The organism is Proteus sp. fly-1013 (assembly GCF_040140245.1).
In the GTDB taxonomy this organism is placed as follows: domain Bacteria; phylum Pseudomonadota; class Gammaproteobacteria; order Enterobacterales; family Enterobacteriaceae; genus Proteus; species Proteus mirabilis_B.
Genome location: NZ_JBEEWD010000012.1, coordinates 16,164 through 36,385, shown reverse-complemented (window position 1 = coordinate 36,385; position 20,222 = coordinate 16,164). Strand labels below are relative to the sequence as shown.

The window sequence follows — 20,222 nt, the reverse complement described above, 5'->3', positions numbered from 1 at the left end:
TTTTGCCTAGCTTTTAAGCCGACAGACACTATCTCTTATAATTAGCTCACAATCTAATAAGCGAGAGCCGGGTGCAACAGGTCTACCTTGTAATTGGTCAAGTAATAACAACATAGATTCACGACCAATTTGATAACGAGGTTGTTCCATTGTTGTTAGTGCAGGCTCGCTATAACGTGTGATATCAAGATTATCAAAACCAATCACAGAGAGATCTCTAGGGAGCTCTAATCCTAACTTTTTCGCCTGCCACATAACGCCAATTGCCATAATATCACTATGACAGAAGACTGCTGTCGGTGGCTCAGGTAAAGAAATCAGCTTTTTCAGACTTTCTGCACCGCTTTCATGGGTAAAATCACCCCGAATAATATAATCTTCGCGCAACGGTACACCTGTTCTACGCATGGCTTGAATATAGCCTTGTAAGCGATAACGACATAAAGGCATATCTTCAGGGCCTGTAATACAAGCAATACGCTTATGACCCATTTGCTGTAAATAGTGTGTTGCTCTAAAAGATGCAGTGAGATTATCAATATGGACAGTAGGTAATTCGAGTTCAGGTGCAAATTCATTTGCCATGATCATCGGTGGCAAATTTTTCTGCTCTTCTTTGGAAACATCAAAAGGAATGTGTGAGCCAAGAAGTAACATACCGTCAATTTGTTTGGTAATAATAAGATTAATAAAGGCATTTTCATGTTTTTGCTGGTGTTTACAATCACCAATTAACACGAGATAACCATGTTGTGCTGCAGTTTCTTCGATGCCGCACACAACATCAGTAAAAAATGGATCACTGATGTTAGGTACGATCACAAGGATCGTTTTTGACTCGTTACGCTTAAGGTTCTTTGACAGGTTATGTGGGTAATAGCCCACATCAAGAACAGCCTGTTCAACTTTCTGACGGGTTTGTGAGGATACTTTTTCCGGATTCATTAAAGTACGTGACACAGTTGCTGTGGACACGCCGGCTGCAAGGGCAACATCTTTCATTGTTGCTTGCGTATTATCTTTATTATTCTGTTGCAAACCCCATACCTCCCTTTTGGATGGTTTAGTTAAACGATTGCTTTTTTATTGCAAAAAAACCGCCAATATTCAAAAAAGGATTTTATCGACGGTTTTTAATTCAAGAAATATTCTAAATTGTTATTCTACCCGCTTTTTAAATAGATTCTGTTACCTAGTTTGCATAAAAAGTGTGATACCAATCGTTTTTATGAGGTAGTTCGCAAAATTGATAAATAGTCTTGGGTGGTAACTAGTGCTCACTCGAAATTATATCCTCATCATAAATCGGGCTAAAATGCATTCGACTTAAGTTGAAAAGACTCTTAACAATCAGTTGGGTCAACATCAATATTCCATTTCACTTTTTTACTCTCAGGCAAGGCGACAATCTGAGGATAAGTGATAGACATTAATTTTTGTAAATAACCCCGGGAAGGATGTTGAAGCAATAATTGCCAGCGATAATTTCCACCCCGTTTAGCTTGAATGGCAGGAACTGGCCCCATTACCCATAAATTAGCGTCTCGCATTGGGTGTTGTTCAAAAAACTGTTTGAGTTGTCGCAAGAACTGAGGCGCACGTTGATTATTGTGATCTTCAGAGCGGATCATGATATGGCTAGAATAAGGGGGGAGAAAAGTTGCTTGTCTCTCCACTAAAGCTTCTTTAGTGAAAGCGTCATAGCCCTTTTCTAATAGTGTTAGCAAAAGAGGGTGATCGGGTTGGTGAGTTTGTAAATATACCGCACCTTGTTTACCTGCACGGCCAGCACGACCTGATACTTGAATATAAAGCTGAGCAAAGCGTTCGGCTGCACGAAAATCACTAGAGAACAGCGCGCCATCTACATCAAGTAAAGCCACTAAGGTGACATCAGGAAAGTGATGCCCTTTGGCTAACATCTGTGTACCGATAAGGATACGTGAGCCGCCTTGATAAATATCTTCCAGTTGTTGCTCTAAAGCGCCTTTGCGACTTGTTGTATCTTTATCAATTCGCGTCACTGGCGTATCAGGAAATAATTCCCCAATCCCTTGTTCAAGTTGTTCTGTTCCTAATCCTACTGGCATTAAATTAGTTGAGCCACATTGTGGACATTGCTCTGGAATTCGTCGCTGACTATCACATTGATGGCAACGTAACATGCCATGTTTTTGATGTATTGTGTAATAGTGATCACAGCGAGGACATTCTGCTATCCAACCACATTCATGACATAACAATGCAGGCGAAAATCCACGGCGATTTAAAAAGAGCATCACTTGGTTACCCGCATTAAGGTGCTCTTTTATCGCTTTAATAAGAATAGGAGATAATCCTGTTGTCAGCGGTTGCCCTTTTAAATCTATTAAATGCTCTGTTGCAGGTTTTGCATTACCTGCACGTTGAGTCAGTGTGAGTTGTTGATATTTCTTTTGCTCAACATTAAAACTGGTTTCAATTGATGGAGTTGCAGTTCCCATCACGATAGGAATATTTTCTTGTTTTGCACGGAAAACGGCGAGATCACGGGCATGATAGCGCCAACCATCTTGTTGTTTATAAGAGCCATCATGCTCTTCATCGATAATGATAATACCAAGATGCTGAAAAGGAGTTAGAAGTGCCGAACGCGTACCGATAATAATGGCATTATCCCCTCGTTTTGCTCGTAACCAAACGGCTAAGCGTTCAGTATCATTTAATCCTGAATGAAGCACGTCCACTGGGGCATTAAAGCGAGCTTTAAAACGACGAATTGTTTGAGGTGTTAAGCCAATTTCAGGCACCAGTACCAGAGCTTGTTTACCTTGTGCGAGAATTTTTTCTAATACACTCAAATAAACTTCAGTTTTGCCTGAACCTGTAATACCCAATAATAACCAAGGTGAGAATTGATCTGCCTGTGCTGTGATTGCACCTACTGCAACAGCTTGCTCTGTATTTAATTTAAAGCATTCACCTTGAACAGCAAGACTGCTCTGCCAGTGTATTGGAGCGGGTTGGATAGGGCGGAGATCCACAAACTCTTTCTTTTTTAAGTTATTGAGTGTTGCTGTGGTGATCTCAAACTCATCAAGTTGATGGCGATACAAAGGTGTACGGCGTAGAGCTGCTAGTGCTTGTTGCTGTTTTTTTGCACCTTTTAAGCTGTTGAGGTCGAGATTAACCCCTTCTTCTGTGGCATACCATTGCCATAATGGTGTGAATTCTGCGGGTTTTCCTTGTCGTAATAAAATCGGCATGGCATGAAAAAGCACTTCCCCTAAAGGATAGTGATAATAAGCCGATGCCCAATTTAGCATATCCCATAAAACACCCGGAAAGAGTGTTTCACTATCAAGGACTTCATCAATAGGCTTTAGCTTTTCGATAGGAAACTCACTGTGTGTACTGAGTCCTTTGACAATACCAAGGGAGCGGCGTTTATTCCCAAAAGGCACGATCACCCGACTACCTACAACCGGCGCATCGATCCCTTCTGGTAACAGATAATCAAAAGAGGAGAACAGTGGTACAGGCAAAATTACCTGAACTATAGTCATATCAGGGTTTCCGAGAGTTTTAGCGAAAAGATGACCTTAAGAATATCACAAAAAGTGTGCAGATTTCATTGCGCGTTTAGTGGATATTCTGTATGATCCGCCCCCTTTGGTAGATAAATTACCAAACACTTAATTTCAATCAACACGACGTGTGGTGTTCGGCTGTGGGCTGAATGGCGACACGGCCTTAGTAGAGGTTTTCCATGCAAAAAGATATCCATCCTAAATACGAAGAAATTACTGCATCTTGTTCTTGCGGTAACGTTATGAAAATCAACTCCACTGCAGGTCATAACCTGAATCTGGACGTTTGTGACAAATGCCACCCATTCTATACTGGTAAACAACGTGATGTTGCAACTGGTGGTCGTGTTGATCTGTTCAACAAACGCTTCAAAATTCCAGGCAGCAAATAAGATATTTGTTGTCACAAGATGTCAGCCTAGTCTGGCATCTTGCAGACAGTTCGGAATTGAAAAAAAGCCCAAAGTTTTTGCTTTGGGCTTTTTTTATGGGTAAAGCCTTCTCTTTTTAGATAACGGTTTTGGTAGTGACAAGCCAGATTACAACTGATAAATTATCTATTCACACATCTATTCATCTATCTATTCATAAAGTAATTAATGTCATGACAATACGTGCTGAAATGATACGAAAAATACTACGTAATGGACCTCGCTCATCAAGGCAACTTACTGATATTATGAATATTAGTCAGCCAACATTGTCACGGGCATTAAATACTCTGAGTGATGATATTGTTCGAATTGGTTCTGGATCTTCTATTCAATATGCTTTCACCTGCCTACGATATTTTACCAATGGGATTTGCGCCTAAGTCTGGTGGTGAAATAGTTAATACGCTTCGCCCAGTAACATTACTTGATGGGATCAGCGGTGAAATCTGGCAGGAATGTTTAGAGTTAGCCGAGCAGTTTTATACTTTAGCTAATAGCTGTAATTGTTTTTCCGACAATTTTTCGCCATGCCTTAAAGCATTACGTAGTCATCTTGATGAAGCAAGTTCGCGTATATCTCGCCTAGGATAATGACAAATAGACTTAAAAAAAATTAAGTTAAGATAATGCATTGCTGTGTTTGACGCAGATAACTGATGGGAAAAATCTTCGATGTATATCTAAATAACCCCCTTTGAGTAAAACCAAGGGGGTTGTCATAATCTGAAGCCCAAAGTTTTTGCTTTGGGCTTTTTTGTTCGTGTTAATCAAGCAATAAGTCAAAAAATTGACGCTGATTAATACTCCCAAGTATCGGGATCAACCCCGCGCTGGCGCATTATTTCTTTTGCCTCTTCAGGGATTTCATCGTTACGTTCTTTACGTAAGTCTTCATCATTTGGGAGAGGCTGTCCGGTAAATGCGTGCAAAAATGCTTCACACAATAATTCACTATTGGTTGCATGTTTTAGGTTATTAACCTGACGGCGAGTGCGTTCATCAGTCAAAATTTTCAACACTTTCAATGGAATTGAAACTGTAATTTTTTTAACTTGCTCACTCTTTTTGCCATGCTCAGCGTAAGGGCTGATATATTCACCGTTCCATTCAGCCATGGATTACCTTAATTAATATCATTTAGTTGAAGTCAGAATAGGGTCAACCCACATTCTGATGGGCAATACCAGTTTATCATGACTTTTCTAAAACCATCGACTCTTCTGGCTGAGGGTGAGAGAAAAAGTAACAGTCACTGGCGATATTCTCAATTTAGGTATTATTCCATTACTTAATCTATCCGTAAAGGAGTTTAGATGTCTAGATGTGTTGACGTCTTGGTGTCTAATTGGATATGCTGTTGTAGACTTCTCCACTTATCGCTGTGACAAGGTGCCTGTATGACGAAGAAAACAGCAACAATTGCTATCCATAATGGGCTAAATGAAGACACTCAATTTGGTTGTGTCGTACCGCCTATCTATCTTTCTAGTACCTATAATTTTTTAGAATTTAATCAACCTCGTGACCATGATTATTCTCGCCGAGGTAATCCAACACGCGATATGGTGCAAAAGGCATTAGCGGAGCTAGAAGGTGGTGTAGGTGCAGTTGTCACTAGCAGTGGGATGTCAGCAATTCACTTAATTTGTACCGTTTTTCTAAAGCCTGGCGATGTGATTGTTGCGCCTCATGATTGTTATGGAGGAAGCTATCGCCTTTTTAACAGCCAACAAGAGCGTGGTGCCTACCGTGTGATTTTTGTTGATCAAAATGATGATATCGCACTGAAACAGGCTCTAGCACATCAACCTAAAATTGTTTTTATCGAAACCCCAAGTAATCCTCTTTTAAGAATAACGGATATTCGAAAAATCAGTGAACTTGCTCATCAACACGGTGCTTTAGTGGTTGCTGACAACACCTTTATGAGCCCTGTTTTGCAAAAGCCATTAGCATTAGGAGCAGATATTGTTGTGCACTCATGCACAAAATATCTCAATGGACACTCAGATATTGTTGCAGGGGTTGTTATCTGTCAGTGTCAGAAACAGCTTGAGGAGCTAAGCTGGTGGGCGAATAATATTGGCGTCACTTCTGGCGCATTTGATAGCTATTTATTATTAAGAGGTATAAGAACATTAGTGCCTCGAATTCGACTTCAACAAGAAAATGCACAGGCATTAGTGGCGTTTTTACAAACACAGCCTTTAGTCGAAAAAATGTATTACCCTGCACTGGAAAATCATGTTGGTCATCAAATAGCGAAAAAACAGCAACAAGGTTTCGGTGCAATGTTAAGTTTTGAGTTAAAAGGAGGATTGGATGTGATTAAACTCTTTTTATCTCAATTAACACTCTTTACACTGGCAGAATCTTTAGGTGGGGTAGAGACCTTAATTTGTCACCCTGCCACCATGACACATGCAGGTATGTCAGAAGAAGCGAAAAAAATAGCAGGGATCAGCCCCTCATTACTTCGTATCTCAGTCGGAATTGAAGATAGTCAGGATTTAATCAACGATTTGCAAAGTGCGTTTGATGCAGCAACTAAAAGGTAACCATGGATCATGAGCGTAGTGGCGATTAAACAACAGGCGGAGCCGATTTGCCGCCAGTTACATAAATTCGGTGGTAGCAGTCTTGCGGACATAAAATGTTATCAACGTGTCGTGAATATCATGACGAACTATAGCCAACCTAATGACCTAATGGTGGTTTCTGCGGCGGGCTCGACGACGAATCAGTTGATTAGCTGGTTGAAACTTAGTCAAAGTGATCGTATTTCTGCCCATCAAGTTCAGCAAACTTTGCGTCGTTACCAATTATCTTTAATTGAAGGGCTACTTTCAAAAGAGAATGCAGAATTACTTTCTCAAGCTTTTATTGCTGATCTTGAACGCTTAAGCTATTTGTTGGATAAACCAATTACAGACGCGACTTATGCAGAAGTTGTCGGTCATGGTGAAATTTGGTCTGCAAGATTAATGGCGAAATTGCTCACAGAGCAGGGTTTACCTAGCGTGTGGTTAGATGCGCGTGAGTTTTTATGTGCTGAGAGAGCGGCTCAGCCCCAAGTAAACGAAACTTTATCTCGTCCATTATTACAATCACTATTAGCTAAACACCCTGAAAGTCGTTTTGTTGTAACTGGTTTTATTAGTCGCAACCAACAAGGCGAAACGGTTTTATTAGGTCGTAACGGTAGCGACTACTCTGCCACACAAGTGGGTGCCTTAGCGGATGTCGGTAAAGTAACAATTTGGAGTGATGTTGCAGGTGTTTATAGTGCGGATCCTCGTAAAGTTAAAGATGCTTGTTTATTGCCGTTATTGCGTTTAGATGAAGCGAGCGAATTGGCTCGATTAGCTGCCCCCGTTTTACATACACGCACACTTCAACCCGTTTCAGGCAGTAATATTGATTTGCAACTTCGTTGTAGCTATCAACCAGAACAGGGTTCAACGCGTATAGAACGTGTTTTGGCATCAGGAACAGGCGCTAAAATCGTTACTAGCCATGATGATGTTTGTTTGATTGAACTCCAACTTCCCTCTCATCAAAACTTTGAACAAGTGGCGAAGGAGGTTGATGAATTACTTAAACGTGCGCAAATCCGTCCTTTAGCGACTGGTGTTGATAAAGACAGCCAACTTTTACAGCTTTGCTATACCAGTGAAGTCGCTAATAGTGCATTAGATGTATTACAAGATGCGGTTTTACCGGGAAAATTACATCTACGAGAAGGCTTCTCACTAGTGGCTTTAGTCGGTGCAGGTGTCTGTAAAAATCCACTTCATTGTCATCGTTTCTATCAACAACTTAAAGACCAACCTGTTGAATTTATTTGGCATGCTGAAGATAACATCAGCTTAGTTGCAGTATTGCGTAATTATACTGAGCATCTACTGCAAGGTTTACATCAAACGCTATTTAGAGCTGAAAAACAGATTGGCTTAGTGCTGTTTGGTAAAGGGAATATTGGTTCACGTTGGTTAGAATTGTTTGCTCGTGAGCAAGAGCCTTTATCAGCACGTAGTGATTTTGAATTTATTCTTGCGGGTGTTGTCGATAGCCGTCGTAGTTTACTTGATTATCAAGGTATCAATCCAAGCCGTGCATTGGCTTTCTTTGATGAAGAAGCAACAGAGCATAATGAAGAGTCGCTTTATCTTTGGATGAGAGCTCATCCTTATGATGATTTAGTGGTTGTTGATATTACGGCTAATGAGTCTCTTGCTGCCTCTTATGAAGATTTTGCTAGCTATGGTTTTCATGTTATTAGTGCAAATAAAATTGCTGGCTCGGCTTCAAGTGTACGTTATCGTGCCACACGAGATGCCTTTTCTAAAACAGGTCGCCATTGGTTATATAACGCAACAGTCGGTGCGGGATTGCCAATTAATCATACGGTGCGTGATCTGCGTGAAAGTGGTGACACTATTTTATCAATTAGCGGTATTTTCTCTGGCACACTCTCTTGGTTATTCTTGCAATTTGATGGCACAGTGCCTTTCAGTGAGCTGGTGGAACAAGCTTGGCAACAAGGGTTAACAGAGCCTGATCCCCGAATTGATTTATCAGGGCAAGATGTGATGCGTAAACTAGTTATTCTTGCTCGTGAAGCAGGTTATGACATCGAGCCAGAGCAAGTCCGAGTTGAATCTTTAGTACCTGCACAAGCTGAAACGGGTTCGCTAGAAGAGTTTTTTGATAACAGTGCATTGATCAATGAACAAATGGCACAGCGATTAGCTGCCGCAAATGAAATGGATATGGTATTACGTTATATCGCCCGTTTTGATGCTAATGGTAAAGCAAAAGTCGGCGTTGAAGCTGTGAGAAAAGATCATCCTCTTGCCTCGCTATTACCGGGTGATAATTTATTTGCGATTGAAAGCCGTTGGTATCGTGATAACCCCCTTGTGATCAGAGGGCCAGGAGCTGGCAGAGATGTGACCGCAGGCGCAATTCAGTCAGATTTAAACCGCCTTTCCCAGTTACTGTAATTTAATTATTTCTTTTTTATAAAGGTTATCAGCGAGTTATTTTATGCTGATAACCTTTTGTCATTTTTGTGTCATATCACTCAATTTTTTTAAATTCTTTGGCTATACTTGAAGCATCTCTAGTCACAAAGGAGCGATTGATGTCAAAGGTAGTAAGACAGATTGTCCCACTAAGAAATGAAATGACGGAGGTGAACCATCAAGCTAAAGAGAACTTTTGTCGGTAGCTCATGATGTGAAATTTAAGCGTCTTGAGTGGAAGTTGAAGTACGGTTACAACGTGTTTGAACGTTATTAAGAGTACAATTCGATTAACCACATTATTTACAACAGACAACTTAATTTACTGAAAGACAATTCGTTATTCTTAACTTAAAGCGCTGATATTCAGCGCTTTATTCGTTTTTGTCTTATAAAAAACTTAATTGGAAATCGTAGCCTAGTAAAAATGTAAAAAAGAATAAAAATAAGCGATGAAATAGGAATACGAGTCATAACCCACCAGCAAAATTAGCTAAAAACCAAAAAATCGACCAGACAATTTATCAATATTAAAAAAAATCATCTAAATTTCTCGCCAGATAAATTTTCACGTATCTCGCCCTTTCTAGTAAAAAACTCTTCGTAGTAGATAAGAAACGAAAAAAAGTCCTTATTCTAGGTAAAATTGAGCTAGAACAGCATGAATATTAGTCATTCTTATAAGACTAAAGCCGTAATTAAATTTCAGAAAAATCCCCCAAAACGATTATTTTCTGATATGAATAGTAGGCTAAGTAAAAAAAGCAGTGTGGCTTATCACAAAAATCAAAATAAAGTCACATCAGAAATGAAAGTTAATTACACAACTGGGAGGACATGACTTTTTTAATAGGAAGAAGCATGTTGTTACCGCCACAAAGACAAGGTCAGGAGTCTTATGAATCAACAATATTCTGCTATGCGTAGCAATGTCAGTATGCTTGGCAAGCTACTTGGAGATACGATAAAAGAAGCACTCGGTGAAGAAATTTTAGATAAAGTTGAATCTATTCGAAAATTATCTAAATCATCACGAGCGGGTAATGAAGTTCAGCGACAAAAACTGTTGCTGACGTTACAGAATCTCTCTAATGATGAATTATTACCTGTTGCTAGAGCATTCAATCAATTTTTAAACCTGACGAACGTGGCAGAACAATACCATAGCATTTCACCTCACGGTGAAGCGGCGAGTAATCCTGTGGCATTGGCAAAACTGATCACCAGACTAAAAGATAAGAATTTTACCGACGAGCAATTAAAAGAAGCGGTAGAGCAAATCTCTATTGAGCTGGTATTAACGGCGCACCCAACCGAAATCGCACGTCGTACACTTATTCATAAGTTGGTAGAGGTAAATACCTGTTTATCTCAACTCGACCATGACGATCTAGCTGATTATGAGCGTACTAATATTATGCGCCGTCTGCGTCAGTTAGTTGCTCAATCATGGCACACGGATGAAATTAGAAAAATTCGCCCAACACCTATTGATGAAGCGAAATGGGGATTTGCGGTTGTTGAAAATAGCTTATGGGAAGGTGTTCCTGCTTTTTTACGTGAATTTAATGAGCAGCTTAAAGAATCCATTGATTACAACTTACCAGTAGAAGCTTCTCCTATTCGTTTTACTTCATGGATGGGCGGAGATCGCGATGGTAACCCAAATGTGACGGCTGAGATCACACGCCATGCTTTACTATTAAGCCGTTGGAAAGCCGCTGATTTATTTTTAAATGATATTCAAGTCCTTGTTTCAGAACTTTCAATGACAGAAAGTACACCTGAGCTGCGCGAATTAGCGGGTGGTGCTGAAGTTGCAGAGCCATATCGTGAAATTGCTAAACAATTACGTACTCGCTTACAAGTCACTCGTGATTATTTAGAACAACGCATTAAAGGACAGCAATCTCTACCTCCAGAAGGGTTGTTAATTGATAATGCCCAACTTTGGGAGCCGCTATATGCTTGTTATCAATCACTGACTCAGTGCGGTATGCGTATTATCGCTAATGGGCAACTGTTAGATACATTACGTCGTATCCGTTGCTTTGGCTTACAACTAGTTAAGCTCGATATTCGCCAAGAAAGTACCAATCACACTGAAGCACTCTCTGAATTGACACAGTATTTAGAGCTTGGTGATTATGCAAATTGGTCTGAAGATCAGAAACAAACGTTCTTACTTGAAGAATTAAATTCTAAGCGTCCACTGATCCCAACTAATTGGCAACCAAGTGCAGCGACTCAAGAAGTATTTGAGACTTGCCGTGTGATTGCTGAATCACCTAAAGATTCTATCGCCTCTTATGTGATTTCAATGGCAAAAGTGCCTTCTGATGTATTAGCTGTAAAACTATTACTGAAAGAAGCTGGCGCGAATATTCGATTACCTGTTGCCCCTTTATTTGAAACGCTTGATGATTTAAATAATGCTGAAAGCGTAATGACGCGTTTGTTTGATATTCCTTGGTATCGCGATTTAATTGATGACAAACAAATGGTGATGATTGGCTATTCAGACTCAGCAAAAGATGCGGGTGTGATGGCAGCATCATGGGCACAATATCGTGCTCAAGATGCATTAATTAAGCTCTGTGAAAAATCAGGTGTGACATTAACACTATTCCACGGACGTGGCGGTACGATTGGTCGTGGTGGTGCGCCTGCACATGCAGCATTACTTTCTCAACCACCAGGAAGTTTAAAAGGTGGTCTGCGTGTGACAGAACAAGGCGAAATGATCCGCTTTAAGTTCGGATTACCACAAGTCACTATCAGTAGCCTTGCTCACTATGCAGGTGCAATCTTAGAAGCGAATTTATTACCACCACCAGAGCCAAAAGCGCCTTGGATTGAGGTAATGGATTCCTTGTCTGACGTTTCTTGTGCAATGTATCGTGACTATGTACGAGGGCAAGAAGACTTTGTTCCTTACTTTAGAGCGGCAACGCCAGAAGGCGAGTTGGGTAAACTACCATTAGGCTCACGTCCTGCAAAACGTCGCCCTACTGGTGGTGTTGAAACCTTACGCGCTATTCCGTGGATCTTCGCATGGACTCAAAACCGCTTAATGCTACCTGCTTGGTTGGGGGCTGGCGCGGCATTACAACATGAAATTGATAGCGGAAAACAAGCGGTATTAGATGATATGTGTGAGAACTGGCCGTTCTTTAATACACGTATTGCGATGTTAGAAATGGTGTATGCTAAAGCGGACTTATGGTTAGCAGAATATTACGATCAACGTTTAGTTGAAGAGCGTTTATGGCCATTAGGATCTAAATTACGTCAGCAACTTTCTGATGATATTAAGAGTGTCTTGGCGATTTCAAAAGATGAACACTTAATGGCGGATTTGCCGTGGGTTGCTGAATCTATTGCACTACGTAATGTGTATACCGATCCATTAAACGTACTTCAGGCTGAGTTGTTACAGCGTTCTCGTACTCATAGCGAATCGGACCCTCGTATTGAACAGGCACTTATGGTTACTATTGCAGGTATTGCCGCAGGTATGCGTAATACAGGCTAGAGTCACCAATATTTAGAAATAAAAACAGCGCTTAATAATAGCGCTGTTTTTTTATGTTTTATCTCTTATTTTTATCTCGGTTATCGGCTTTATTTTTTTGCTTCTTCATAAGATTCAATGGCTCTTATTCGTGCTTTTGCGTGATCAACAATGGGTAATGGATAATCGAGAGAGTTATTGGTTTTTGCTGACCATTCGTGAGGGGTATGAATATATCGATTAGGCACATCGGCGAGTTCAGGAAGCCAATGGCGGATAAACTCACCATCAGGATCGAACTTACGCCCTTGGGTAGTTGGATTAAAAATTCGAAAATAAGGTACGGCATCTGTTCCTGTTGATGCGGCCCACTGCCAACCCCCATTATTTGATGCGAAATCACCATCAATGAGTTGCGACATAAAATAGCGCTCACCCCAACGCCAATCAATTAGCAAGTCTTTGATAAGAAAGCTCGCCGTGAGCATACGTAGGCGGTTATGCATCCAACCTGTCTGGTTAAGCTGTCGCATTGCAGCATCAATAATTGGAAAGCCCGTTAAGCCTTGAGTCCAAGCGTTAAATTCATCTTGTTCGTTACGCCAATTGATTTTTTCTGTCCAAAGCTGAAAAGCAATGTGTTTGCATAAATTGGGATTTGCCACAATTAAGTGTTGGTAAAATTCTCGCCAAATAAGCTCGTTAAACCAAACAAATGCGCCTGATGCACTGTTTTCTAAGAAATCAGGTTCAGTTTGGTAAAGGCGATTAAAACATTGGCGGATAGATAACAGACCGATAGAAAGGTAGGGCGATAATCGGCTTGTGCCATCAACTGCCGGAATATCTCGCCATTTTGCATAATGTGGGACACTTTCATAGCAGAACTGTTTTAAACGTTTAAGTGCTTCTTCTTCCGTAGCGATAAAAGAAGATGTGTTTGTGTCTTCAAGTGAAAATAGCGGCGCTTTTAAAGGAGAGACTGTTTTTTGATGTGTTCTTATTTCTGGGATAGGTAACGAAGCGTTATCTTGTGAAAAAAAGAGTCGTAAAAATGCATTTCTAAAGGGAGTAAAAACCTTATACATCTCCCCTTGTTGTGTGACTACATTACCCGGTGGAATAAACACATTGTCATGATAAGCATAAACAGTTGTTTTATTTTCTAGTAACTCAGTGACTTTTTTATCACGGTGTTGTTCATTAAAGGCGTATTGGTGATTAAAAAAAAGCGCGGTAACTTGATATTGTTGGCAATATTCAGCCACTTTATCGGCTGCATTTGAATAAGTATCGCTAATCACTACTGTCAGTGGAATATTAAGTTTTGCCAGCGATATTGAAAGATCAAGTAAAGCATCATGAATAAACGCCTGACATGACAAAGCCATATTGTGGGCTTTCCATTGTTCAGGCGTTACGGTGAAAAGAGCATGCACCTGTGCTTGTTTATCTTGGCAAGCGTTAAAGAGTGCCTTGTTATCCGTCACTCTTAAATCATTACGAAACCAAACTAAATGAACAGGAGACGGGTGCATGTAACCTCTCTTAATCTAATTTAGGATGTTGATCGATAAGGGCTTGGCGTTTTTTCTGCAATGCTTCAATTTCCGCTTCGATATCTTCAACACGGTGTTCAATACTATCATAGTGCTCTGATAAAATTTCTTTAGCTTCTGATTTATCCGACGCCGCAGGTGTTGCACCTCGTAAAGGTTTATTTGCGGTTTCGATCATCTTGATACCTGTTATCAAGCCGACAACAGCGACAATCATCAGATAATAAGCAGGCATATATAAATCACCGGTTGCTTCAACTAACCAAGCTGCTGCTGTTGGTGTTGCACCCGCAATTAATACTGAGATATTAAATGCGATTGCTAATGCACTATAACGAATATGGGTCGGGAATATGGCAGGTAAAATGGATGCCATTACTCCAGTAAAACAGTTAAGTAAAACCGCAAGAATTAATAATCCTAAGAAAATTAAACCGATTTCATCACTGTTAATCATCATAAACGCAGGGTAAGCAAGGACAAACAAGCCAATACTACCACCTATAACAAAGGGTTTACGGCCAATTTTGTCACTCAATAACCCAATTACAGGTTGTACGAACAACATACCTATCATAATCGCGATGATGATCAGCACACCGTGATCTGCCGAATAATTTAGGTTATGGGATAAATAACTCGGCATATAGGTTAATAACATATAGTAGGTGACATTAGTGGCAATCACTAAACCTATACAGACGGTTAAACTTTTCCAATATTTCGATGCAATTTCACGTAATGAAACACGAGGTGGATCTTGAATAGATTTTCGGTCGTCGCTATTCATTGCATCAACATGTTGTTGGAATGCAGGTGTTTCTTCTAAAGCATGACGCAAATATAAGCCAATAAGACCTAACGGTAATGCTAAGAAGAACGGAATACGCCATCCCCATTCATGAAATGCGGCTTCACCCAAAATAGTTGAGATAAGTACAACTACACCTGCACCCATAACAAAACCAGCAATAGAACCAAAGTCTAACCAGCTCCCCATAAATCCGCGTTTACGGTCTGGTGAGTATTCAGCAACGAAAATCGCCGCTCCTGAATATTCACCACCAATGGAGAAACCTTGTGCTAATTTAGCGAGTAATAATAAAACAGGAGCCCAAATACCAATGGTTTCATAAGCAGGAATAAGACCAATGGCAAACGTACTGAGCGCCATAATAATGATGGTGACAGATAAGACTTTCTGACGACCAAATTTATCCCCTAACATCCCAAATACAACACCCCCTAAAGGTCTTATAAGGAAAGGGACGGAGAATGTCGCGAGAGCTGCAATCATCTGTACGCCAGGTGATGCACCCGGGAAGAAGACTTGACCTAAAACGTAAGCAAGGAAGCCATAAACACCAAAGTCGAACCATTCCATGGCATTACCTAATGCGGCAGCAGTAATGGCTTTTTTGAGCTTACTATCATCAATAATAGTTATATCATTGATTTGTAATGGTTTATTTCTTTTTTTCTTCATTTTCATATTAAGTGACCTTTATTAAGGTATTTGTGATTTTTTTGTTTATCAATTAATTAAAAGAAATGAAGTGACTATTTGTTAGCGAGAAGAGTGAGTGATAAAAATTCACTAAAAAACAGCTTACTTCTACCAAAATTAAATAGTGATATTAAGCTAATAGATAAGGGAATATTTATTAAGTATAGATAAGATTGAATAAGATATTAGGAATTTTTCTTTGTTGTTTTGATATAACAAAACAGAGCCTCTATGTATTAAAATGTGATCAATATCATAACGTAATTCTGCTTTTGTGTAAAATTCATGGTGTTACTAATGGTTAATTTGCGTTAAGTTGACCGAAAATATCACATAGAAAAACAAGCAAATAAACTTATTTTTTATTTTAATAACAATGTGTTATGTCCATCACCTATTTATTTTTGATATAGGCTAACGTATTTGTATGAGCATTGTGCATAATACAAAGGTTGATCGATAAGTATAAAATAATAACACCTTATTTTGCTTTATTATTCTTTCGAATAGTGAAAGTGAAAATGTGGATAATAGAATAGATCTCGCTATTCTTATTATAAGATTAAATCAAGATAGTATGACGAGATATCACGACAGAGATATTAAAGATAGTTTATCTATTACTCATATTTAGAATAAAAATTTATAAAATTAATAATTAACCGCGCATTTGTGCAGATTAACCCAGGTACCTCTATGAACATTAATCAACTGAAAAGCTTTGTTGAAGTCGTGAAAAATAATTTCAACATTACTAATGCGGCTGAAAAACTCTATACCTCACAACCGACAATCAGTAAGCAACTAAAAATATTAGAAGATGAATTAAGTGTGTCGCTGTTTGTGCGTAAAAATAATAACTTATTAGCATTGAGCCCGATGGGTAAAGAAGTCCATAAAATTGCTTGCGATATTCTTGGGCAGGTTGACCGAATCAAGAGCATTGTGGCTGAAGAAGATCGTAATAAAAAAGTCGATTTACATATTGCGACAACGCACACTCAAATACGTTATTCATTGCCGAATGTGATTGATCACTTTCGTCGCTATTACCCTAATATTTCGCTACATTTTCATCAAGGCGCACCCGCTCAATTAGCAGAGATGGTTAAAAATGGCGATGTAGATTTTGCTATCGCAACAGAATCGATGCACCTTTATGAAGATCTTATTACACTGCCTTGTTATCGTTGGACTCGTAGTTTATTAGTTCCTTATGATCATCCTCTTGCGTTATTGAAAGATGATGAGCAGGTTACCATCGAACAAATGGCTGAATATCCACTGATTACTTATGTTTTTGGTTTTACAAGAGGATCTAAATTAGACAAGGTATTTTATAAAAATAATCTTAAGCCTAAGGTAGCGTTAACCGCGACGGATACTGAGATTATTAAATACTATGTTAAGCGCCATTTAGGCATCGGTGTTATTGCAACAGCCTCTTATGATGAGATTGAAGATGGTGGCGCATTAAAATGTATTAATATCGATCATTTAGTGCAACCGAGTTATACCCATATCTGTGTCAGTAAACATACTCATATGAAAGATTATATGCATGAGTTTATTTCTCTCTATGCGCCACATATTGATAGAAATGTTATTCAGATGCCAGAGCAATGGGAAACCCAATGGCACAGTAAAGAGGTATACCAAGGATTACCTGATTTACGTTCAGTGAATGTGAATAATAGCGTTGTAGAATAGACGTCAGATCAGAATAGAAAAAAGCCCGTTTTTGCGGGGGCAATAACGGGCTTTGGGCAGAATAATAAGAGATTAGCGAGTCAGAATATTAACAAAAATCTGAGCACCGACTAATAAACAATCATCATCGACAAAATAAGGATTTGCGTGAAGGTAATTATTAATACCTTTCGCTTGATTACCACTTCCTAAGAAGAACATTGCACCGACTTTGCCTTTTGTAGCGTTAACCATATAGCTAAAGTCTTCACTACCTGTCATTGGTTTACCGTTCGATTCAATATTCTCTTCTGGTAAGAATTTACGCATCGCATCTAACAAACGCTGGTGTGCAGTTGGGTGATTCACAACAGCAGGGTATCCGCTATAGCTTAATGTGGTTTTAAATCCGCCAGCTGTACTGCGTGCAACAATTTCATCAAAACTTGCTTTCAGCACTTGGTCGGTATTTTCATCCATAGAGCGGATAGTACCGCGAGCTTGTACGTGATCAGCTAATGCATTAGGGATTGTTCCCCCATTGATCATGCCGCAACCAAAGACGGCAGGGCTAAATGGATCTGTTTTCTTCGCAACAACGTAATCCATATAATCAATTAAGCGGGTTGCTTCACGAATGGCATCTAAACCTTTGTGTGGTGTTGAACCATGTGCGGAAACACCATAAACATCTAATGTCCATGCAGAGCCATAAGATGACATCACACCATCATTAAAGCGAACACAACCTGTTTCGATCGCTGCATCATTATGAAGTGCGTAAGTTTCATCAACGCCTTCCATGCAACCGAGTTCAACCATTTTTTCAGCGCCAGGTACACGCATATCTTCTTCAGCCATTTGGAAAATAAAGCGAACGTTCGCACTCATCTCTTCTCTATTTTCGGCAAGATATTTAGCACTGGTTAATGCCATAGTCATATGAGTATCGTGACCACAGTTGTGTGCACAACCTTGGTGAACTGAACTATGTTCATTATTCGTTAAGTCTGGCATTTCTAATCCGTCCATATCAGCACGGATAGCAATTAATGGAAATTCAGAATTAACAATTAAGTCTGCTGTGAAGCCAGTATATCCATCAAAAGTTTTAATTTGATAACCAAAACTTTCCATTAATTCACGACAGTATTTAGATGTTTTATATTCTTCACCTGATAGCTCAGGTATTTTGTGCAGGTCTTGTCGTGTTTTTTTACTAAAGTCATTTAATTGAAAGAGTTTTTCACTGACATTATAAATATTATTCATTAGATAACTCCCTGGATAGTAAATCCAATTTGCGCGACGATTGATGCTCCAAAGAAACAACAAGTTGAAACAATCATGAAAATAAGAATAACTTTCCATGACATTTTCTTAAGTTCTTCTAATTGACCACCAACAGATAAACCAGCAAATGCTAATAAAGGAACACAACAAGATAAGAAAGAAACTTTACCAATAGAACTAATAAAGAAATCTCTTACCGGAGTTTCGGGTAAACAAATAAGTATCCCGATAATTGTTGCATAAGCAAATGTTGGTAAAGATGAAGGTAAATAATGTTTTGCAACGAGTGAAATAAATACCACTAATGACATAGCAATAAAGCTATCCCACATTGCATAAAGAGCGATCCCTGATGTTAGTGTTTGAGTAAACATTGCCAGTAAAATAGCAACGAATACAAATTTCATATCAATAATTATATTTTTCATACAGTTTTGCCTCTGGTGAAAATTTTATAAATTTTTTCTGAAAGAGGTAAACCTAAATAGGTTAATGACAGTGCGCCTAGTGCTGAAGATAATAAGTTAGATGCAGCGGCAACACTTAATACTTGCTGTGCTAATGCTTCATCAAGACCATTAATTAATGCACCTGATGCCGCACTTAACATTGAACCTGAACCCACGCCAGAACCAGCTGCAAGAGCAAGTGGGTGTAATCCAGTTAATGGAGCAATACTACCTAATACGCTAAACCATAAAGTACCGATAACAGAACCACATAAATAAATGGCTAATACACCAATATATTCCTGAGAGCCTGTACCAAATTTACCTTGAATAACAGCGATAGACGGTTCACGGCTAATAGATGAACAAGCACCAATTGCACGACGACCAAATCCAAATTTAATGGCTAATGGAACCGCAATTAATACTGGTAATAAGTTTCCGAGTTCCTGAACAAATAAAGGAATACCGACACTTAAAATCATTTTAATATTAGGAACAATCATTCCTGCATATTGCGTACCTAAAATAAGCAGGCTGAAACCTACCATTTTACCGCAGAAGCCTTCTTCTTTTTCTGTAAATAATTTACCCCATACTTTAATTTTTTTACGGGTAAATCCAGCAGATATACACATACCAATAATTACAGCAAATAGCATTGGTAAAATAGGTATTACCGCAATGCCAATCTTAATTTCTTTTTTACCAATGACATATTGTGAAATAAAAATTAAGAAAAGGACTGCCAGAATACTAATAAAGAAAACCTTTATCGGACTTCTACTTTTGTCCATCCGTTAATCTCCGTTGAAAAATAATCAGGCTTTATTCTAGAGGACAAAAAGCAAAAGGTAGCGTGACCAATGTCATGTTTATTTCATACCTCTTTTTCATGGGGCATGAAATAATACAATGGTGATAAATTTATTAACAAATAGAAAAAAGTTAAATTTTTTAATAAAGACAGTGAGTAAGGCTGAAATGAGTCAGCTTAATTGTTAATAAAGATGTGAAGGAGAAAATAATAATTAAAAATTATTTTAATTATTAAAATAATCCTATAAACAGACTTTGTCTATAATTTAGTAAATAATAATACGTTATTAATGAGATATATTCTTATTTGGTGCGGTTATTATAAGTTTAATGAATGTATTTGGAAGTGATATTTTATTTTT

General features: G+C 38.9%; 15 protein-coding genes. 7 read left to right on the top strand and 8 right to left on the bottom strand.

Translation table 11 applies throughout. The annotated features are described in order from the left end of the window. Nucleotides 1-6 precede the first annotated feature (6 nt). Together cytR and priA are read right to left on the bottom strand one after the other, a co-directional pair. The gene (gene cytR, locus ABN236_RS18110) at nucleotides 7-1,038 is read right to left on the bottom strand and encodes a DNA-binding transcriptional regulator CytR (protein ID WP_194951584.1); all 1,032 of its coding nucleotides are present in this window, start codon (nucleotides 1,036-1,038) and stop codon (nucleotides 7-9) included. Between the two features lie 305 nt (nucleotides 1,039-1,343). Then, nucleotides 1,344-3,545 carry a primosomal protein N' gene (gene priA, locus ABN236_RS18105; RefSeq protein ID WP_349474600.1) on the bottom strand — a complete coding sequence of 734 codons (2,202 nt, stop codon included), beginning with the start codon at nucleotides 3,543-3,545 and terminating at the stop codon, nucleotides 1,344-1,346. Between the two features lie 203 nt (nucleotides 3,546-3,748). Here priA and rpmE point away from each other — a divergent pair, with 203 nt between their 5' ends. The 3 genes from rpmE to ABN236_RS18095 all read left to right on the top strand — a co-directional run bounded on the left by rpmE (nucleotide 3,749) and on the right by ABN236_RS18095 (nucleotide 4,594). Continuing rightward, nucleotides 3,749-3,961: a 50S ribosomal protein L31 gene (gene rpmE, locus ABN236_RS18100; protein WP_006534140.1), complete on the top strand. Its 213-nt coding sequence runs from the start codon at nucleotides 3,749-3,751 to the stop codon at nucleotides 3,959-3,961. A 212-nt stretch (nucleotides 3,962-4,173) separates the two neighbouring features. Beyond that, a complete protein-coding gene (locus ABN236_RS19370; RefSeq protein WP_502929630.1) occupies nucleotides 4,174-4,383 on the top strand; it encodes an ArsR family transcriptional regulator in 210 nt (69 codons plus the stop codon). Beyond that, the gene (locus ABN236_RS18095) at nucleotides 4,337-4,594 is read left to right on the top strand and encodes a hypothetical protein (RefSeq protein WP_349474599.1); all 258 of its coding nucleotides are present in this window, start codon (nucleotides 4,337-4,339) and stop codon (nucleotides 4,592-4,594) included. The genes ABN236_RS19370 and ABN236_RS18095 overlap by 47 nt, the downstream gene beginning before the upstream one ends. Before the next feature lie 206 nt (nucleotides 4,595-4,800). On the opposite strand, the gene metJ is transcribed toward ABN236_RS18095, so the two are convergent. After that, nucleotides 4,801-5,118 (bottom strand): met regulon transcriptional regulator MetJ, encoded by a 318-nt coding sequence (gene metJ, locus ABN236_RS18090; protein ID WP_006534139.1) that lies wholly within the window; start codon nucleotides 5,116-5,118, stop codon nucleotides 4,801-4,803. A gap of 282 nt (nucleotides 5,119-5,400) precedes the next feature. Here metJ and metB point away from each other — a divergent pair, with 282 nt between their 5' ends. The 3 genes from metB (at nucleotide 5,401) to ppc (ending at nucleotide 12,565) form a co-directional block, all read left to right on the top strand. After that, nucleotides 5,401-6,561, top strand: a complete 1,161-nt coding sequence (gene metB, locus ABN236_RS18085) for a cystathionine gamma-synthase (RefSeq protein WP_088494080.1) — start codon at nucleotides 5,401-5,403, stop codon at nucleotides 6,559-6,561. Nucleotides 6,562-6,570: 9 nt separating this feature from the next. Continuing rightward, a complete protein-coding gene (locus tag ABN236_RS18080; protein WP_270756764.1) occupies nucleotides 6,571-9,009 on the top strand; it encodes a bifunctional aspartate kinase/homoserine dehydrogenase II in 2,439 nt (812 codons plus the stop codon). A gap of 919 nt (nucleotides 9,010-9,928) precedes the next feature. Beyond that, entirely contained in the window at nucleotides 9,929-12,565 is a 2,637-nt protein-coding gene (ppc, locus tag ABN236_RS18075) for a phosphoenolpyruvate carboxylase (RefSeq protein WP_349474598.1), read from the top strand. 89 nt (nucleotides 12,566-12,654) lie between these two features. Here the strand turns inward: ppc and phrB are convergent, their stop codons facing one another. Both phrB and proP read right to left on the bottom strand, forming a co-directional pair. After that, entirely contained in the window at nucleotides 12,655-14,082 is a 1,428-nt protein-coding gene (gene phrB / locus ABN236_RS18070) for a deoxyribodipyrimidine photo-lyase (RefSeq protein ID WP_349474597.1), read from the bottom strand. 10 nt (nucleotides 14,083-14,092) lie between these two features. Next, on the bottom strand, nucleotides 14,093-15,595 hold the full coding sequence (gene proP, locus ABN236_RS18065; protein ID WP_349474596.1) for a glycine betaine/L-proline transporter ProP: 1,503 nt from the start codon (nucleotides 15,593-15,595) through the stop codon (nucleotides 14,093-14,095). A 711-nt stretch (nucleotides 15,596-16,306) separates the two neighbouring features. On the opposite strand from proP, the gene ABN236_RS18060 reads away from it, so the two are divergent. After that, nucleotides 16,307-17,320, top strand: a complete 1,014-nt coding sequence (locus ABN236_RS18060; protein ID WP_318621033.1) for a LysR substrate-binding domain-containing protein — start codon at nucleotides 16,307-16,309, stop codon at nucleotides 17,318-17,320. 72 nt (nucleotides 17,321-17,392) lie between these two features. On the opposite strand, the gene ABN236_RS18055 is transcribed toward ABN236_RS18060, so the two are convergent. The 3 genes from ABN236_RS18055 to ABN236_RS18045 are packed head-to-tail and all read right to left on the bottom strand — an operon-like array spanning nucleotide 17,393 to nucleotide 19,838. Further along, complete coding sequence (locus ABN236_RS18055; protein WP_023583449.1) at nucleotides 17,393-18,571, bottom strand: M20 metallopeptidase family protein; 1,179 nt, start codon at nucleotides 18,569-18,571, stop codon at nucleotides 17,393-17,395. Beyond that, a complete protein-coding gene (locus ABN236_RS18050; RefSeq protein WP_006534124.1) occupies nucleotides 18,571-19,020 on the bottom strand; it encodes a hypothetical protein in 450 nt (149 codons plus the stop codon). The genes ABN236_RS18055 and ABN236_RS18050 overlap by 1 nt, the downstream gene beginning before the upstream one ends. Beyond that, nucleotides 19,017-19,838 carry a DUF3100 domain-containing protein gene (locus tag ABN236_RS18045; protein WP_349474594.1) on the bottom strand — a complete coding sequence of 274 codons (822 nt, stop codon included), beginning with the start codon at nucleotides 19,836-19,838 and terminating at the stop codon, nucleotides 19,017-19,019. Before ABN236_RS18045 ends, ABN236_RS18050 begins: the two co-directional genes overlap by 4 nt. Nucleotides 19,839-20,222: the final 384 nt, after the last annotated feature.

Excerpts from the sequence above, each read along its gene's own strand:
- ABN236_RS18045 (WP_349474594.1), bottom strand. The coding sequence starts at position 19,838 with ATGGACAAAAGTAGAAGTCCGATAAAGGTTTTCTTTATTAGTATTCTG.
- ABN236_RS18060 (WP_318621033.1), top strand. The coding sequence starts at position 16,307 with ATGAACATTAATCAACTGAAAAGCTTTGTTGAAGTCGTGAAAAATAAT.
- rpmE (WP_006534140.1), top strand. The coding sequence starts at position 3,749 with ATGCAAAAAGATATCCATCCTAAATACGAAGAAATTACTGCATCTTGT.
- ABN236_RS18080 (WP_270756764.1), top strand. The coding sequence starts at position 6,571 with ATGAGCGTAGTGGCGATTAAACAACAGGCGGAGCCGATTTGCCGCCAG.
- ABN236_RS18055 (WP_023583449.1), bottom strand. The coding sequence starts at position 18,571 with ATGAATAATATTTATAATGTCAGTGAAAAACTCTTTCAATTAAATGAC.
- ppc (WP_349474598.1), top strand. The coding sequence starts at position 9,929 with ATGAATCAACAATATTCTGCTATGCGTAGCAATGTCAGTATGCTTGGC.
- proP (WP_349474596.1), bottom strand. The coding sequence starts at position 15,595 with ATGAAAATGAAGAAAAAAAGAAATAAACCATTACAAATCAATGATATA.
- phrB (WP_349474597.1), bottom strand. The coding sequence starts at position 14,082 with ATGCACCCGTCTCCTGTTCATTTAGTTTGGTTTCGTAATGATTTAAGA.
- ABN236_RS19370 (WP_502929630.1), top strand. The coding sequence starts at position 4,174 with ATGACAATACGTGCTGAAATGATACGAAAAATACTACGTAATGGACCT.
- metJ (WP_006534139.1), bottom strand. The coding sequence starts at position 5,118 with ATGGCTGAATGGAACGGTGAATATATCAGCCCTTACGCTGAGCATGGC.
- metB (WP_088494080.1), top strand. The coding sequence starts at position 5,401 with ATGACGAAGAAAACAGCAACAATTGCTATCCATAATGGGCTAAATGAA.
- priA (WP_349474600.1), bottom strand. The coding sequence starts at position 3,545 with ATGACTATAGTTCAGGTAATTTTGCCTGTACCACTGTTCTCCTCTTTT.
- ABN236_RS18095 (WP_349474599.1), top strand. The coding sequence starts at position 4,337 with ATGCTTTCACCTGCCTACGATATTTTACCAATGGGATTTGCGCCTAAG.
- ABN236_RS18050 (WP_006534124.1), bottom strand. The coding sequence starts at position 19,020 with ATGAAAAATATAATTATTGATATGAAATTTGTATTCGTTGCTATTTTA.